This window comes from Roseovarius sp. THAF8 (genome assembly GCF_009363735.1).
In the GTDB taxonomy this organism is placed as follows: Bacteria; Pseudomonadota; Alphaproteobacteria; order Rhodobacterales; family Rhodobacteraceae; genus Roseovarius.
Genome location: NZ_CP045410.1, coordinates 1,196,156 through 1,211,029 on the forward strand (window position 1 = coordinate 1,196,156; position 14,874 = coordinate 1,211,029).

The window sequence follows — 14,874 nt, forward strand, 5'->3', positions numbered from 1 at the left end:
GCTTTTTCTTGCCAAAAATACTCACAATCCCTCCGCCCACGTTCCGCACCGCCGCCGGATCATCGCACCGGCGGGGTGTCACACTCCCGGAAATACTCAAGAGACGTCGTCAGTCCACGCCCAGCGTATCCAGAAGCGCTTTCAGCGCCGCGTGATCGTCCGGGTCATGCGCCACCCGGCGCGAGCGAAACAGCGTCGCCTGGCTGCGCAGGATCATTCCGTCCTCCAGCGTCTTCAGGTGATTGGCCCTGAGCGTATCCCCGGACGAGGTGATGTCGGCAATCGCCTCCGCCGTCTCGTTCTTCACCGTGCCCTCGGTCGCGCCCTGGCTGTCGACCAGCTGGTAATCCGCCACGCCGTTGTCGCGCAGGAATTCCCGCACCAGCCGGTGATACTTCGTCGCGATCCGCAGGCGATACCCGTGTTTTTCCCGAAACGCCGCCGCCACCGCATCCAGGTCATCCAGCGTGCCCACGTCCACCCAGGCCTGCGGCACCGCCAGCACCAGGTCCGCGGCGCCAAAGCCCAGCACCTCGACCTCTTCCACGACCTGCTCCCAGCCGCCCAACTTCTCGCGCACCAGGTCCTGCCCGGTCACGCCCAGATGGATACGGCCCGCCGCAAGCTCGCGCGGGATCTCCCCCGCCGACAACAGCACCAGCTCGACATTCTCGACACCGCGCACGAACCCCGCGTACTCGCGTTCCTCGCCGCTCCGGCCCAGCTCCACGCCCCGGTCCGCGAACCAGCCAAAGGTCTTTTCCATCAACCGGCCCTTCGAGGGCACACCGATCTTCACGCTCATGCCCCGCCCTCCAGCGCCAGCACCTGGTCGGGGCGGACCACGCCGCCCACCGCCGGGATCTCGTGCCCCCCGCCCAGCCGCCGGGTCAGCGCGTCATAGCGCCCGCCCGTGGCGACGGGCGGCAGGTCCGGGCGCTTGGGCACCGAAAAGCCGAAGACGAAGCCGTCGTAATATTCCATCTGGGTGCGGCCATAGCTGGCCTCGAACTCCAGGCTATCGGGCGCCAGTCCCGCGCGCTCCAGCGCCTCCAGCCGTTTGGCCAGAACCTCCACCGCCCCGGCAATCGCCGGCATGTCCACCGCGATGTCGCGCAACTGCTCCAGCGCGTTGTCGGCGGTCTCGCGCACCGCCAGCACGGCGTCCAGCAACTCGACCTCCCGCGCCGCCAGCGGCGCGGTCCCGGCGTCCTCGCGCAGCGCCTTGATCCGCGCCGCAATCTCGTCCGGCCCGCGCAGGCCGATCATCGGCGCATCAGAGGCCATCGGGTCCTTCGCCTTCAAGAGCGCCGCCCGGCTCTGCGGCACCGGCGCCCGGCCCGAGAACCGCTCGATCAGCGCGCGGAACCGCCGGGGCCGCCAGATATGACGGCGCAGCGCCACCTTGCGCCGCTCGGTCGTCTCCAGCCCGTCGACCGCGGCCATCAGGATGCCGATATCGCCGATCACCGCCTGCAAGGGCAGATCCTTCACCGCCTCGTGGATCACCGCGAAGACCCGCGCATCCGCCTCTTCGGGCGCGCGCCGGTCGAACATCTCGAACCCCACTTGCAGGAATTCATTGGCCCGATCCGGGTCCTCTTCCTGCCGCCGGAACACCTCGCCCGCATAGGTATAACAGGCAGGCTCGGCGCCGTGCGCCATGTGCATCTGCACCACCGGCACGGTGAAATCGGGCCGCAACATCTGCTCGCCGCGCAGCGCGTCCGAGGTCACGTAGGCCCGCGCCCGGATATCCTCGCCATACAGATCCAGAAGCGTGTCCGCCGGTTGCAGTACCGAGGTCTCCACCGGCACCGCGCCCGCCGCCTCGAACATGTCGCGCAGCCGCGCCGCCTCGGCCTTGACCGCCGCACGGTTGTCGGGGGTCGGTCCCATCAGCCCTGTCCGTTTTCCTGCCCGTCCAGCATCTCGCGCACCTTCGCGACCAGTTGGTCGCGCGGCACCTCGAACTGGCTCGGGCGCTCCTTCCATTCCTCCAGCGTCGCGTTCTCGGCGATCTGCGCGCCCAGCACCAGATCCTTGATCTGCACCTTGCCCGCATCGAACTCTTCGCTGCCCGCAATGACCGCGACGGGACTTCCCCGCCGGTCCGCGTATTTCATCTGGTTGCCGAAATTCTTGGGATTGCCAAGGTACACCTCGGCGCGGATGCCCGCATTGCGCAGCTCCGACACCATCGCCTGGTAATCCGCCATCCGGTCCCGGTCCATGACGGTCACCACGATAGGCCCCTCGACCGAGCCCCCGATCCGCCCCTTTTCGCGCAGCGCCGCCAGCAGGCGGTCGACACCGATGGAGACCCCCGTCGCCGGCACCGCCTGCCCGGTGAACCGCTTCACGAGGTCGTCGTAACGCCCACCCCCCGCGACCGAGCCGAACTGTCGCTTCCGGCCCTTGTCGTCAAAGATCTCGAAGGTCAGCTCCGCCTCGTAAACCGGCCCGGTGTAATACCCAAGACCTCGCACCACGCTCGGGTCGATGACGATCCGGTCCGGGCCATAGCCCTGCGCCGCCAACAGGTCGGCAATCGCCTCAAGCTCCTGCACGCCCTCCGCGCCCATCGCGCTTTCGCCCACCGCGTCGCGCAGGTTCGCCAGCGTATCCGCCGCGTCCTCGGCCTTGGACGTCAGAAACGCCAGCACCGGCTTGGCCTGCGCATGGGTCAGCCCAACCCCGTCGATATAGGCCCCCGACGCATCCAGCCGCCCTTCGGTCAAGAGCGCGCGCACGCCCTCCTCGCCCACCTTGTCGAACTTGTCGATGGTCCGCAGAACCGCGTCGCGCTGGTCGCCTTCGTCAAGGCCCATGACCTCCAGCACCCCGTTCAGAACCTTCCGGTTGTTCACCCGGATCAAGTAATCCCCGCGCGGAATGCCCACCTCTTCCAGCGTGTCCGCCAGCATCGCGCAGATCTCGGCATCGGCGGCCATGCTGGCCGTGCCCACCGTGTCCGCGTCGCATTGATAGAACTGCCGGTACCGCCCCGGCCCCGGCTTCTCGTTGCGCCACACCGGCCCCATCGCGTAGCGCCGGTAAGGCGTTGGCAGGTCGTTGCGATACTGCGCATAGACCCGCGCCAAGGGCGCCGTCAGGTCATAGCGCAGCGCCATCCAGTCGCCCTTGTCGTCCTCGTCGAACTCCTGCCAGGCAAAGACGCCCTCGTTGGGCCGGTCCACGTCGGGCAGGAACTTGCCCAGCGCCTCGACCGTCTCCACCGCGCTCGTCTCCAGCGCGTCGAACCCATAGCGATGATAGACCCCGGCGATCTTGCGCAGCATATCGGCGCGCTCGGTGACTTCGACACCGAAATAATCGCGGAACCCCTTGGGCGTTTCCGCCTTGGGGCGCGGGGCCTTCTTGATCTTCGCCATGTCCCTAATTCCTTGGCTAAGGGCTTTGCGGCGCGGTCTAGCCGAAGGCGCGTTGCGGGGCAAGCACGGCGCGGGCCCGACTGTGACCTAGCATCACTTGTTTTCCCCTTGATCGCGGGCAGACAAGGTTTGATCATGTTTTGGCACACAGCCCCAAGGTCGCATATGCAAGAACTCGAAGAGAAAATCGCCCACCTGATCCGGGCCGTGGACGACCTGTCCGACACGGTCGCCCGGCAGGAAACCGTGATCGCCCTGCTCAATCGCCGCGTTCAGCTGCTGCTGGAGCGCGAGGCCGAACGCGAGTCGACGATGGACGGCCAGAGCGTCGTCGGCGACAGCCGCCCGCCCCACTGGTAGGCAAGACCGGATGCGAAGGGCGCTCAGCCCCCCTTGCGGTCCTGCGCCACCACCGCGCCGTCATGCACCAAGACCGTGTTCCACTGCGCATTGCTGCCGAACCGCTCGTAGATGCTGACGAACACCGTGTCCCGCTCCAGCCGGTTGATCCGGGTGCCGCAGGGCTTGCCCCGTCCCACCCGGCACACGCGTGACTTGAGGTCCTCGTAGGCCTTGTCGGTCGTGCTGTAGGGCTGCACCTCCGCGGGCAGACCATAGCGCAGTTGCTCGTGCGACTCGGCCCCGGCCAGCACCGCGACGGCGGCCGAGAACTGCCGCGCGCAGCCGTCGTCGAACCCGGTCAGGTAAAAGCTCCGCAGCGCCGTGCTGCCCGGTGCGCTGTCGTAAAGCGCGTACCTGCCCCGCCCTTCCGGCAGGGTCTCGACCCGCTTGCCCATCTGCCTGTCGCTCAGCCCGCAGATCCGGGCGACCTTGCCATAGGGCAGCACCGTGCCCGGCGCGACCTCGCTCGTGGCGCCCTCGGCGGGGGTGTCGCTCCCGCCGCCGCCCAGCAGCCCGAAAAGGCCGCGACGCTGCGGTGTCCGCTCGACCTCGCGCGTGGCGCCATAGGTTTCCGGGGGCGTCAGGCTGGCCGTCTCCACGGACGCACCGGCCTCCGCGTCTTCGGGATTGTCCGCGGCCTCCGCCTTTGGCGCGTTCCCGCCCAGCAGGCGCGCCAGGAACCCGCCGCTCTCGGCCTCTGCCTGCGCTTCGGGTCCGGGCACCGCGCCCATGGTCCGGGCATCCTCGGCCAGGTCCTGCTCCGACAACCGGCCGATCTCGGCCTCGGGCGCGCCACAGCCCGCCAGGGCCAGCACGCAAAACAACGCAATTTTCCGCATGGTCCTCCCGGGGTCCCATCGCATCCGGTCAACGACTTAGCCCAGAACCGCGATCCGGTCCACTGGCCCGCCGCCGCGCCGGTGGAGTGTTGCCGATCCGAATCACTCGAGCCCGGTTCAGAGGTCCTCGACCATCACCACGCCTTCCAGGCTCTTGATCGCGCCCTTGATCTGCGGCGTCACCGGAAATTCCCGACCCGCGTCGATCTCCACTTCGCCGGGCAGCGCCTCGTTCATCAGGCAGAACCGGATCGGCCCGCGCCCGCCCCGCGCCGCGGTCGTTGGCGCATTGCTCAGCACCTGCGCGACCGACCCGATGGCGGCCTCGCTGTCGACGAAAATCTTCAGCCCGCTGGCGCCCGCATCCGCGACCACCGCATCGGCGGGCTGCACCGACCGCGCCAGCAACTTCAGCTGATCGCTTTCCATCGTCGCCTCGACCACGATCACCACCTGGTTGCCGGTTTCCAGATGCTCGCGCGCCACCTCCAGCGTGTCCGAGAACATCGTCACCTCGTAGCCTCCCGTGACATCACTCAACTGGACGAAGGCAAACCGGTTGCCCCGCGCCGATTTCCGCTCCTGCCGCCCGGCGACGACGCCCGCCATCTTGGCCACGACGGCCCCCGACCGCGCCGCCAGCTCGTTCACCTCGTCGAGCGTTTTCACGTCCTTTCGCTTAAGCGCGGCCATGTAATCGTCCAGCGGATGCCCCGACAGGTAGAATCCCACGGCGGCATATTCCTCGGTCAGCCGTTCGGCGGGCAGCCAATCCTCGACCGGACTCAGCCGCGGCTCCGGCAGGTCCTCACCCGCCTCGCCGAACAGCGACACCTGCGCCGAGCCCTTCTGTTCATGGATCGCCGCCGAATAGCGCATCAGCGCCTCCAGGCTGTCGAACACGCGCCGCCGGTTGCGGTCCAGCTCGTCGAACGCCCCCGACCGCGCCAGCATCTCCAGCGGCCGCTTGCCGACCGCCTTCAGGTCCACCCGCCGCGCGAAATCATAGAGCGTCACGAACGGCTTCTCGCCGCCCCCGCCCCGGACCTGATCCGGGGCCTCCTCGCCCCCCTCACGCCGTGCCGCCACAATCAGCCGCATCGCCTCGACGCCCACATTCTTCAGCGCGCCCAAGCCATAATGCAGCACGCCGTCCTTCACATGGAAGGTCGCGTCCGACCGGTTCACGCAGGGCGGCGCCCAAGGCAATTCCAGCCCTTTCTTCACTTCCTCGAAGTAAATCGCCAGCTTGTCCGTCAGGTGAATATCGCAGTTCATCACCCCGGCCATGAACTCCACAGGGTGATTGGTCTTCAGCCACGCCGTCTGGTAACTGACCACGGCGTAGGCTGCAGCGTGCGACTTGTTGAAGCCGTAGTTGGCGAACTTGTCCAGAAGGTTCCAGACCTCCAGCGCCTTGGCATCATCGACGCCGTTTTCCTTGGCCCCGGCGATGAACTTGGGCCGCTCGGCATCCATCGCCTCCTGGATCTTCTTGCCCATGGCCCGGCGCAAAAGGTCCGCACCGCCAAGCGAATACCCGGCCATCTCCTGCGCGATCTGCATCACCTGTTCCTGGTAGACGATGATGCCCTGCGTCTCGTCCAGGATATGATCCACGGACGGGTGCAGATGGTCCCGCTCACTCAGCCCGTTCTTCACCTCGCAGTATTTCGGGATATTCTCCATCGGCCCGGGCCGGTAGAGCGCGACCAGCGCCACGATATCCTCGATGCAGGTCGGCTTCATCCGCTTCAGCGCATCCATCATGCCCGAGCTTTCCACCTGGAACACCGCGACCGTCTTCGCCTTGGCATAAAGCGCATAGGTCTTTTCGTCATCGAGCGGAATTTGTCCGATATCGTTCTCGGCCCCCTCGTTGGGCTCGTAGATCCGGCTGCCATCGGCGGCGGTATGCAAATCCCGCCCGCCCGCATGGATCTGCTCGATCGCGTTCTGAATGACCGTCAGCGTCTTCAGGCCCAGAAAGTCGAACTTTACCAGCCCGGCCTGCTCGACCCATTTCATGTTGAACTGCGTCGCTGGCATGTCCGAGCGCGGGTCCTGATACAAAGGCACCAGCTCATCCAAGGAGCGATCCCCGATCACCACGCCCGCCGCGTGCGTCGAGGCGTTGCGCAACAATCCCTCAACCTGCATCCCGTATTTCAGCAGGCGGTCCACGACCTCCTCGTTGCGGGCCTCCTCGCGCAGACGATCCTCCTGCGCCAGCGCCTTCTCGATGCTTACAGGCTTCACGCCTTCCACCGGGATCATCTTCGACAGGCGGTCGACCTGGCCGTAAGGCATCTGCAAAACCCGCCCGATGTCGCGCACCGCGGCCTTGGACAAAAGCGCACCGAAGGTGATGATCTGCCCCACCTTGTCGCGCCCGTATTTCTGCTGAACGTACTGGATCACCTCCTCCCGGCGATCCATGCAAAAGTCGATGTCGAAGTCGGGCATCGACACACGCTCGGGGTTCAGGAACCGCTCGAACAGCAGGGAATACCGCAGCGGATCAAGGTCCGTGATCGTCAGCGCATAGGCCACCAGACTGCCGGCACCCGAGCCGCGCCCCGGCCCCACCGGGATGTCGTGGTCCTTCGCCCACTTGATGAAATCGGCAACGATCAGGAAGTAGCCGGGAAAGCCCATCCCCTCGATGATCCCCAGCTCGAACTCCAGCCGCTTCTCGTACTCCTCGACCGACGCCGCATGGGGAATGACAGCCAGACGCTCTTTCAAGCCCTCCTGCGCCTGCCGCCGCAGCTCGTCCACCTCGTCATCGGCAAAGCGCGGCAGGATCGGGTCGCGCCGATACGCGCCAAAGGCACAGCGTTGCGCGATCTCCACCGTGTTCTCCAGCGCCTCGGGCAGGTCGGCAAACAGCGTCGCCATCTCGGCGGGCGACTTGAAATAATGCTCCGCCGTCAGCCGCCGCCGCGGCTCGGACTGATCCACATAGGCGCCTTCCGCGACGCAGATCATCGCGTCATGCGCCTCGTACATCTTGGCTTCGGGGAAATAGACGTCATTCGTCGCCACCAGCGGCAGGTCCATGGCATAGGCCATCTCGACGAACCCGCGCTCGGTCTGGGCCTCGGCCTCCGGCACGCCTGCTTCACCACGATGCCGCTGCAACTCGACATAAAGCCGATCCCCGAAGATCCCCGCCAGCTTCTGCATCAGCGCCTCCGCCGCCGGGCGCTGCCCCAGCTGCAAGAGCTTGCCCACGGCCCCCTCCGGCCCGCCGGTCAGGCAGATCACCGAGGCCCCATGCGCCTCCAAGTCATCCACCGTCAGATGCGGCAACTGCCCGTCCCCGCGCAGGTACAGCGCGGAGTTCAGCTTCATCAGGTTCTCGTAGCCTTCCTCGTTCTGCGCCAGCAGAACCACCGGCGCGGGTGGCACGGGCCGCTTGCCCGGCTCGGGCGTCATGTATTGCAGGTCCATCTGGCAGCCCATGATCGGCTGCACGCCCGCCCCCTGCGCCGTGACGGAAAATTCCAAAGCGGCGAACATGTTGTTGGTGTCGGTCACGACCACCGCGGGCATCTGATGCTTTGTACAAAGGTCGGCCAGCTTTTTCAGCCGAACCGCCCCTTCCAGCAGGGAATACTCGGTATGGACGCGAAGATGGATGAATCGGGGGGAACTGCTCATACCGACACACTATCCAGCGCCGCGCCCCTCGCCAAGCCCGACATCTGCCCAAATCCGCATCACCCGCACCCGCCCGACGCCGCGTCTCCCACGCGCGCCATTGCCGTGCCCGCCCGCCTTGCGCTAACAGGGACGGGGGACCGCGAAACCGGGGGGACAACGGCGCGTGACGGAACCGCTGCTCAGCATCGACGGGCTGACCAAGGCCTATCCCGGCGTGGTCGCCAACGAGGACGTCAGCTTCGACATCCGCGCGGGCGAGGTGCACGCCCTTCTGGGCGAAAACGGCGCGGGCAAGTCCACGCTGGTCAAGATGATCTACGGGCTGGTCAAGCCGGACAGCGGAACCATGCACCTGCATGGAGCTCTCTTCGCACCGTCCAAACCCAGCGACGCGCGGCAACAGGGCGTGGCCATGGTGTTCCAGCATTTCTCGCTTTTCGACGCGCTCACCGTGGCCGAAAACGTGGCGCTCGGCATGGAAGCCCCGCCGCCCATGCGCACCCTCGCCGCCCGGATCCGCGAGGTCTCGGAAACCTACGGTCTGCCGCTCGACCCCGGGCGCATCGTGGGCGAGCTCTCGGCAGGCGAACGCCAGCGTGTCGAGATCATCCGTTGCCTGCTTCAAGAGCCGCGCCTTTTGATCATGGACGAACCCACATCCGTCCTGACCCCGCAAGAGGTCGCGATCCTGTTCAAGACCTTGCGGAAACTCACCTCCGAGGGCGTGGCCATCCTCTATATTTCCCACAAGCTGGAAGAGATCCGAACGCTCTGCGACCGCGCCACCGTCCTGCGCCGGGGCCGCAACGTGGGCACCTGTGACCCCGCGCAGACCACGGCACAGGCGATGGCCGAGATGATGGTCGGCAGCGCCTTCGCCACCCCGGCAAAGCGCGACACGCAACCCGGCGCGCCACGCCTGACGCTCAATAAGCTTTCCGCCCGCGCGCCCTCGGCCTTCGGCACGTCGCTCCGGGACGTGTCCCTCACCCTGCACGCCGGCGAAATCCTTGGCATCGGGGGCGTCGCGGGCAACGGGCAAGATGAACTCCTCGCCGCGCTCTCGGGCGAGCTGCCGATGACGTCCGACGCCCTGCGCCTCAACGAGAAACCCATCGGCCGCCTGCCCCCGCAGGCCCGTCGCAACCTCGGCCTGTTCGCCGCTCCCGAGGAACGCCTGGGCCACGCCGCCGCGCCCGAGATGAGCCTGACCGAAAACACCATGCTCACCGGCGCCACCAAGCAGAATCTCTCCAACCGCGGCTTCCTCCACTGGCCCCGCGCGCAAGGCTTTGCCGAAACGGTCATCGCCGCCTTCGACGTACGCACCCCGGGGCCGAATACCGCCGCGCGCGCCCTCTCGGGCGGCAACCTGCAAAAATTCGTCATCGGCCGCGAGATGGCGCACGACCCCGAGGTGCTGATCGTCAACCAGCCCACCTGGGGCGTCGACGCCGCCGCCGCCGCCTTCATCCGGCAGGCGCTGATGGACCTTGCCGCCAAGGGCGCTGCCATAATGGTCATCAGCCAGGATCTCGACGAGCTGATGCAGATCTCCGACCGCTTCGCCGCGCTGAACGCAGGTCGCCTGTCAGAGATCCATCCCACCGCCGACCTCACGACAGAGCAGGTCGGCCTGATGATGGGCGGTGCCCACGACATGGAGGTGGCACATGTCTGAACCCGCGCAGAAAGAGTATCTTGCCTCCGGCGGGGATATTTTCGGCCAGAGGAAGACACGGGATTTCGCCCCCCGTACAGGACAAACCCCATGCTGAAACTCGAACGCCGCCCCCAGCCGTCCCGCACCTGGTCCGCGCTGGCCCCGGTGCTGGCCGTCGTCATCACCATGATCGCCGGCGGCGCGATGTTCGCCGCGCTCGGGCAAGGCCCGGTCGAGGCCATCCGAACGATCTTCTGGGAACCGCTTTTCGGCGAATTCGCCTTCTACTACCGCCCGCAACTGCTGGTGAAGGCCGCGCCGCTGATCCTCATCGCCATCGGCCTCGCGCTCGGTTTCCGGGCGAACATCTGGAACATCGGCGCCGAAGGGCAGTATATCATCGGCGCGCTCACCGGCGCCGGCGTCGGGCTGGCGTTTTACCCCACCGAATCCGCTCTCATCTTCCCGTTGATGGTTCTCGCAGGCGCCCTTGGCGGCTGGGCCTGGGCGATGATCCCGGGCTTTCTGAAGGTCCGCTTCGGCACCAACGAGATCCTCGTCTCGCTCATGCTGGTCTACGTGGCCGAGCAACTGCTGGCCAAGATGGCGCTCGGCCTTCTGCGCAATCCCGAGGGGCGCGGTTTTCCCGGCTCGCGCAACCTGCGCGACTATCCGTCGGCCCACAATGCCGAGATCTTCGCCGATACCGGCATCCATTGGGGGGTCGTGGCCGCCACAATCGCCGTGATCTTCGCCTATGTCCTGCTGACCCGGCACATCCTCGGCTTTCATATCAGGCTGACAGGCCAGGCCCCCCGCGCCGCGCGGTTCGCGGGCGTGAACCCGGCGCGTCTGACCCTGATCTGCCTCGGGATTTCCGGCGCGCTGGCGGGCCTTGCCGGCATGTTCGAGGTCGCGGGCCCCGCCGGCCAGATCAATATCGACTTCAACGTGGGCTACGGTTTCACCGCCATCATCGTGGCCTTCCTCGGCCGCCTGCACCCCGTCGGCATCCTGCTGGCCGGGCTCTTGATGGCGCTGACCTATATCGGTGGCGAGGCTGCCGAGTCGAACCTCGGCCTGCCCGCCGCCGCCATCCAGATGTTCCAGGGAATGCTGCTCTTCTTCCTGCTGGCCGTGGACGTGCTGACCCATTTCCGCCTGCGGTGGAAATCGGCGGAGGTGGCCTGATGGACCTCTCCGCGATCGACCCCATCCTGCTTCTGGCCTCGCTCATCGTGGCCTCCACCCCGATCCTGCTGGCCGCGCTGGGAGAACTGGTGGTGGAGCGCGCCGGTGTCCTGAACCTCGGCGTCGAGGGCATGATGATCACCGGCGCGATCTGCGGCTTCGCCATCGCGGTCAACACCGGCTCGCCCTTCATCGGCTTCGTGGCGGCAGCCCTCGGCGGGGCGGTCCTGGCGCTGCTCTTCGGCCTCCTGACCCAGGTCGCGCTCGCCAACCAGGTCGCCTCGGGCCTTGCCCTCACGCTTTTCGGCCTGGGGCTCAGCGCGCTCCTGGGCCAGGGCTACCAGGGCATCAAGCCGCCCGCCACGCGCAGCCTCGACATCCCCGTCCTGTCGGATCTGCCCGTCGTCGGCCGCATCCTCTTTTCCCACGACCCGATGGTCTACCTCGCCCTCGCGCTTGTCGTCGCCGTCTGGGCGATGCTCAAATACACGAGGCTGGGCCTCATCCTGCGCGCGGTGGGCGAGAACCACGATGCCGCCCATGCGCTGGGCTACAAGGTCGTGCGCGTGCGCCTTCTGGCCATCCTCTTCGGCGGCGCCTGCGCGGGGCTGGGCGGCGCGTATCTCAGCCTCGTGCGCGTCCCGCAATGGACCGAAGGCATGACCGCCGGCTACGGTTGGATCGCGCTGGCTCTCGTGGTCTTCGCCAGCTGGAAGGCCGGCCGCGTCCTCCTGGGTGCCTGGCTTTTCGGCGGCATCTCGGTGCTGCAACTCAACCTTCAGCCCACCGGCATCCCGATCCCGGTCGAATACCTCTCGATGTCACCCTACTTGATCACCATCCTCGTGCTGGTCATCATGTCCGGCGACAAATCCCGCGCGCCCGGCTCGCTGGGCCGAACGTTCCACGCCTCGCAATGAGGCCAAAAACCTTAATAGGGAGACCTCAATGATCCTCACCCGAATTCTGGCCATGGCGGCGCTGTCGCTCGGCCTCGCCCTGCCCGCGCAGGCGCAGGACAAGACCAAGGTCGGCTTCATCTATGTCGGCCCCGTCGGCGACGGCGGCTGGACCTATGAACACGACCGGGGCCGCCTCGCCGTCGAGGAACATTTCGGCGACCAGGTCGAGACAGTGTTTCAGGAAAGCGTCCCCGAAGGCGCCGATGCCGAGCGCGCCGTCACCCAGATGGCCCTGCAGGGCGCGGATCTCATCTTCACCACCTCCTTCGGCTTCATGGACGCCACCATGGCCGTGGCGCAGAAATTTCCCGATGTGAAGTTCGAGCACGCCACCGGCTTCAAGACGGCGGACAACGTCTCGGTCTACTCCGCCCGCTTCTACGAGGGGCGCGCGATCCAGGGTCACATCGCCGGCAAGATGACCGAATCCAACATCATCGGCTACATCGCCTCATTCCCGATTCCCGAGGTCATCCGCGGCATCAACGCCGCCTATATCCACGCGAAGAAGGTCAACCCGGAGGTCGAGTTCAAGGTGATCTGGGCCTACACCTGGTTCGATCCCCCGAAAGAGGCCGACGCCGCCACCGCGCTCATCGACCAGGGCGCCGACGTGATCCTGCAACACACCGACTCGACCGCGCCCCAGGCGGCGGCGGAAAAGGCCGAGGGCGTCATCACCTTCGGGCAGGCGTCCGACATGGCCGAATACAAGCCCGCACCGCGCGTGAGTTCCATTATCGACAACTGGGCGCCCTACTACATCGCTCGCACCCAGGCAGTGATCGACGGCACCTGGGAAAGCACCGAGACCTGGGACGGCATCGCCCCCGGCATGGTCGAGATCGGCGAGATCACAGACGCCGTGCCCGTGGAGGTCAAGGAAGAGGCGCTGGCGATGAAAGAATCCATCGCGGCAGGCGAGTACCACCCCTTCACCGGTCCGCTGAACCGCCAGGACGGCTCGAACTGGCTGGCGGAGGGCGAAGTGGCCGATGACAGCACGCTCCTGGGCATGGATTTCTTCGTCGAAGGCATCAACGCCGAGATCCCGCAATAAACATCAAGGCCCCGCCAACCCGGCGGGGCCCACGGTCATCCTCGGGTCCAATCGGGAATGACCTCCGCGCTTTCGTAGGGTGGGTGAAACCCACCTCTTTGATGGGTGCCAACCCGCCTCTCTGGTGGGCGACAACCCACGCGCCGCGCCGTCCGCCAACTCCGACACCCATCGGCGCCCTATGCCTCCCGCGCCCACCCGTCCCGGGCCTGACCCGGGACCTCCTGTCCGCAAAATCGCCCTTGCACGATGGCGCGATCCCGTCCCAACTGTCCCCCATGACAGACACGCCCCCCCGCATCTCCGTCGCCCACAAGGGCACAGGCGCCCGCCTGCACGCCCCCGCCGCCGAGCGCAACGCGGGCGCACTTCTCGACCTGCTCAAGACCCACGCTCCGGCGTCGGGCATGGCGCTCGAACTCGCCAGCGGCACCGGCCAGCACGTCACTCATTTCGCCACCCACCTGCCCCGTCTCACCTGGCAGCCCACCGACATCACCGACGACCGCCTCGCCTCCATCGCCGCCTGGTCCGCCGACGCACCCCAAGGCGCGATCCTGCCGCCGCTTGCCCTCGACGCGACCCGAGCCGGCTGGTCTGGCACCCACAACGGATTTGCCCTCGTCCTGCTGGTCAACCTGCTGCACCTCGTCTCGACCCAGGCCGCCCGCACGCTGATCGCCGAGGCCGGCAAGGCCCTCGCCCCGCAGGGCCGCTTCATCACCTACGGCCCCTTCCTGCGCGATGGCCGGGCTACATCTGACGGCGACGCCCGGTTCGACGCGGCGATCCGCGCCGATCATCCCGAAGCGGGCTACAAGAACGACGCCGACATGTTACGCTGGGCGGGCGAGTCAGGTCTGGACGTCATCGCGCGCACCGAGATGCCGGCCAACAACCTCGCCCTGGTAATGGTACGATCAAAGGACACTGCATGATCCGGTTTCTTGTCGCGGCACTGACCCTTTGCCTGCTCACCCTGACCTCCGCCTGCGCAGGCCCCCAATTCGGCGACAACGATCCGGTCGACTGGGACGGCCCTCCGCCCTGGGCCTACGACATTCACGGCATCGACGTCGCCCGTTTCCAGAACGACATCGACTGGGCCCGCGTCCGCCAGTCCGGCATCGAGTTCGCCTTCATCAAGGCGACCGAAGGCGGCGACAGGCTCGACCCGAAGTTCGCCCGCAACTGGGCCGGCGCGGGTCAGGCCGGCATCCCGCGCGGCGCTTACCATTTCTACTATTTCTGCACCCCGCCCGAGGTGCAGGCCCGCTGGTTCATCCGCAATGTCCCCCGCGAAAGCGGCGCCCTGCCGCCGGTGATCGACCTGGAATGGAACCCCTATTCGCCCACCTGCACCACCCGCCCGCCGGGCGCCGAGGTGCGCCGCCAGGCGCGGGTCTTCATGGACATTCTTGAACGTCACTACGGCCAGCGCCCGATCATCTACACCACGCTGGAATTCTACCGCCAGACCGGCATCGGCCAGCTGAACGAGGAATTCTGGCTGCGCTCCACCGCGCGCACGCTCGCCACGACCTATCCCGGCCAAAGCTGGAGCTTCTGGCAGTACACCGGCACCGGCGTGGTGCCGGGCGTGGCGGGCGGCGTCGACATCAACGTCTTTGCCGGCAACAGCAGCACCTGGCAACGCTGGCTTCGGGCGCGCACGCGATAAGGCGCGCCCAGG

12 protein-coding genes are annotated in these 14,874 nt (G+C 66.9%); 7 read left to right on the top strand and 5 right to left on the bottom strand.

Annotated elements, in window-relative coordinates; genetic code table 11:
* Positions 1 to 109 precede the first annotated feature (109 nt).
* From hisG to hisS, 3 genes are read right to left on the bottom strand one after another with little or no spacing between them, the layout of a single operon-like run.
* Complete coding sequence (hisG, locus tag FIU85_RS05845) at positions 110 to 805, bottom strand: ATP phosphoribosyltransferase (RefSeq protein ID WP_152491667.1); 696 nt, start codon at positions 803 to 805, stop codon at positions 110 to 112.
* Positions 802 to 1,899 carry an ATP phosphoribosyltransferase regulatory subunit gene (locus tag FIU85_RS05850; RefSeq protein ID WP_152496206.1) on the bottom strand — a complete coding sequence of 366 codons (1,098 nt, stop codon included), beginning with the start codon at positions 1,897 to 1,899 and terminating at the stop codon, positions 802 to 804. The genes hisG and FIU85_RS05850 overlap by 4 nt, the downstream gene beginning before the upstream one ends.
* Positions 1,899 to 3,395: a histidine--tRNA ligase gene (gene hisS / locus FIU85_RS05855; protein WP_152496207.1), complete on the bottom strand. Its 1,497-nt coding sequence runs from the start codon at positions 3,393 to 3,395 to the stop codon at positions 1,899 to 1,901. The genes FIU85_RS05850 and hisS overlap by 1 nt, the downstream gene beginning before the upstream one ends.
* 165 nt (positions 3,396 to 3,560) lie before the next feature.
* Here hisS and FIU85_RS05860 point away from each other — a divergent pair, with 165 nt between their 5' ends.
* Positions 3,561 to 3,755, top strand: a complete 195-nt coding sequence (locus tag FIU85_RS05860; protein WP_152496208.1) for a SlyX family protein — start codon at positions 3,561 to 3,563, stop codon at positions 3,753 to 3,755.
* Between the two features lie 23 nt (positions 3,756 to 3,778).
* On the opposite strand, the gene FIU85_RS05865 is transcribed toward FIU85_RS05860, so the two are convergent.
* Together FIU85_RS05865 and dnaE are read right to left on the bottom strand one after the other, a co-directional pair.
* Positions 3,779 to 4,636, bottom strand: coding sequence for a hypothetical protein (locus FIU85_RS05865; protein ID WP_152496209.1), 858 nt, complete (start codon positions 4,634 to 4,636; stop codon positions 3,779 to 3,781).
* Positions 4,637 to 4,753: 117 nt separating this feature from the next.
* Complete coding sequence (gene dnaE, locus FIU85_RS05870; protein ID WP_152496210.1) at positions 4,754 to 8,302, bottom strand: DNA polymerase III subunit alpha; 3,549 nt, start codon at positions 8,300 to 8,302, stop codon at positions 4,754 to 4,756.
* 166 nt (positions 8,303 to 8,468) lie between these two features.
* On the opposite strand from dnaE, the gene FIU85_RS05875 reads away from it, so the two are divergent.
* The 6 genes from FIU85_RS05875 (at position 8,469) to FIU85_RS05900 (ending at position 14,862) form a co-directional block, all read left to right on the top strand.
* The gene (locus FIU85_RS05875) at positions 8,469 to 9,986 is read left to right on the top strand and encodes an ABC transporter ATP-binding protein (protein ID WP_152496211.1); all 1,518 of its coding nucleotides are present in this window, start codon (positions 8,469 to 8,471) and stop codon (positions 9,984 to 9,986) included.
* A gap of 90 nt (positions 9,987 to 10,076) precedes the next feature.
* On the top strand, positions 10,077 to 11,159 hold the full coding sequence (locus FIU85_RS05880; protein ID WP_152496212.1) for an ABC transporter permease: 1,083 nt from the start codon (positions 10,077 to 10,079) through the stop codon (positions 11,157 to 11,159).
* Positions 11,159 to 12,079 (top strand): ABC transporter permease, encoded by a 921-nt coding sequence (locus tag FIU85_RS05885; RefSeq protein WP_152496213.1) that lies wholly within the window; start codon positions 11,159 to 11,161, stop codon positions 12,077 to 12,079. Before FIU85_RS05880 ends, FIU85_RS05885 begins: the two co-directional genes overlap by 1 nt.
* Before the next feature lie 28 nt (positions 12,080 to 12,107).
* Entirely contained in the window at positions 12,108 to 13,181 is a 1,074-nt protein-coding gene (locus FIU85_RS05890) for a BMP family ABC transporter substrate-binding protein (protein ID WP_152496214.1), read from the top strand.
* A 278-nt stretch (positions 13,182 to 13,459) separates the two neighbouring features.
* Positions 13,460 to 14,119, top strand: coding sequence for a DUF938 domain-containing protein (locus tag FIU85_RS05895; RefSeq protein ID WP_152496215.1), 660 nt, complete (start codon positions 13,460 to 13,462; stop codon positions 14,117 to 14,119).
* The gene (locus FIU85_RS05900; RefSeq protein WP_152491656.1) at positions 14,116 to 14,862 is read left to right on the top strand and encodes a GH25 family lysozyme; all 747 of its coding nucleotides are present in this window, start codon (positions 14,116 to 14,118) and stop codon (positions 14,860 to 14,862) included. Before FIU85_RS05895 ends, FIU85_RS05900 begins: the two co-directional genes overlap by 4 nt.
* Positions 14,863 to 14,874: the final 12 nt, after the last annotated feature.

What these genes read in the sequence shown, in the direction of transcription:
- FIU85_RS05895 (WP_152496215.1), top strand. Translation starts at nt 13,460, where the DNA reads ATGACAGACACGCCCCCCCGCATCTCCGTCGCCCACAAGGGCACAGGC.
- FIU85_RS05885 (WP_152496213.1), top strand. Translation starts at nt 11,159, where the DNA reads ATGGACCTCTCCGCGATCGACCCCATCCTGCTTCTGGCCTCGCTCATC.
- FIU85_RS05860 (WP_152496208.1), top strand. Translation starts at nt 3,561, where the DNA reads ATGCAAGAACTCGAAGAGAAAATCGCCCACCTGATCCGGGCCGTGGAC.
- FIU85_RS05880 (WP_152496212.1), top strand. Translation starts at nt 10,077, where the DNA reads ATGCTGAAACTCGAACGCCGCCCCCAGCCGTCCCGCACCTGGTCCGCG.
- dnaE (WP_152496210.1), bottom strand. Translation starts at nt 8,302, where the DNA reads ATGAGCAGTTCCCCCCGATTCATCCATCTTCGCGTCCATACCGAGTAT.
- FIU85_RS05890 (WP_152496214.1), top strand. Translation starts at nt 12,108, where the DNA reads ATGATCCTCACCCGAATTCTGGCCATGGCGGCGCTGTCGCTCGGCCTC.
- FIU85_RS05900 (WP_152491656.1), top strand. Translation starts at nt 14,116, where the DNA reads ATGATCCGGTTTCTTGTCGCGGCACTGACCCTTTGCCTGCTCACCCTG.
- hisG (WP_152491667.1), bottom strand. Translation starts at nt 805, where the DNA reads ATGAGCGTGAAGATCGGTGTGCCCTCGAAGGGCCGGTTGATGGAAAAG.
- FIU85_RS05865 (WP_152496209.1), bottom strand. Translation starts at nt 4,636, where the DNA reads ATGCGGAAAATTGCGTTGTTTTGCGTGCTGGCCCTGGCGGGCTGTGGC.
- FIU85_RS05850 (WP_152496206.1), bottom strand. Translation starts at nt 1,899, where the DNA reads ATGGGACCGACCCCCGACAACCGTGCGGCGGTCAAGGCCGAGGCGGCG.
- hisS (WP_152496207.1), bottom strand. Translation starts at nt 3,395, where the DNA reads ATGGCGAAGATCAAGAAGGCCCCGCGCCCCAAGGCGGAAACGCCCAAG.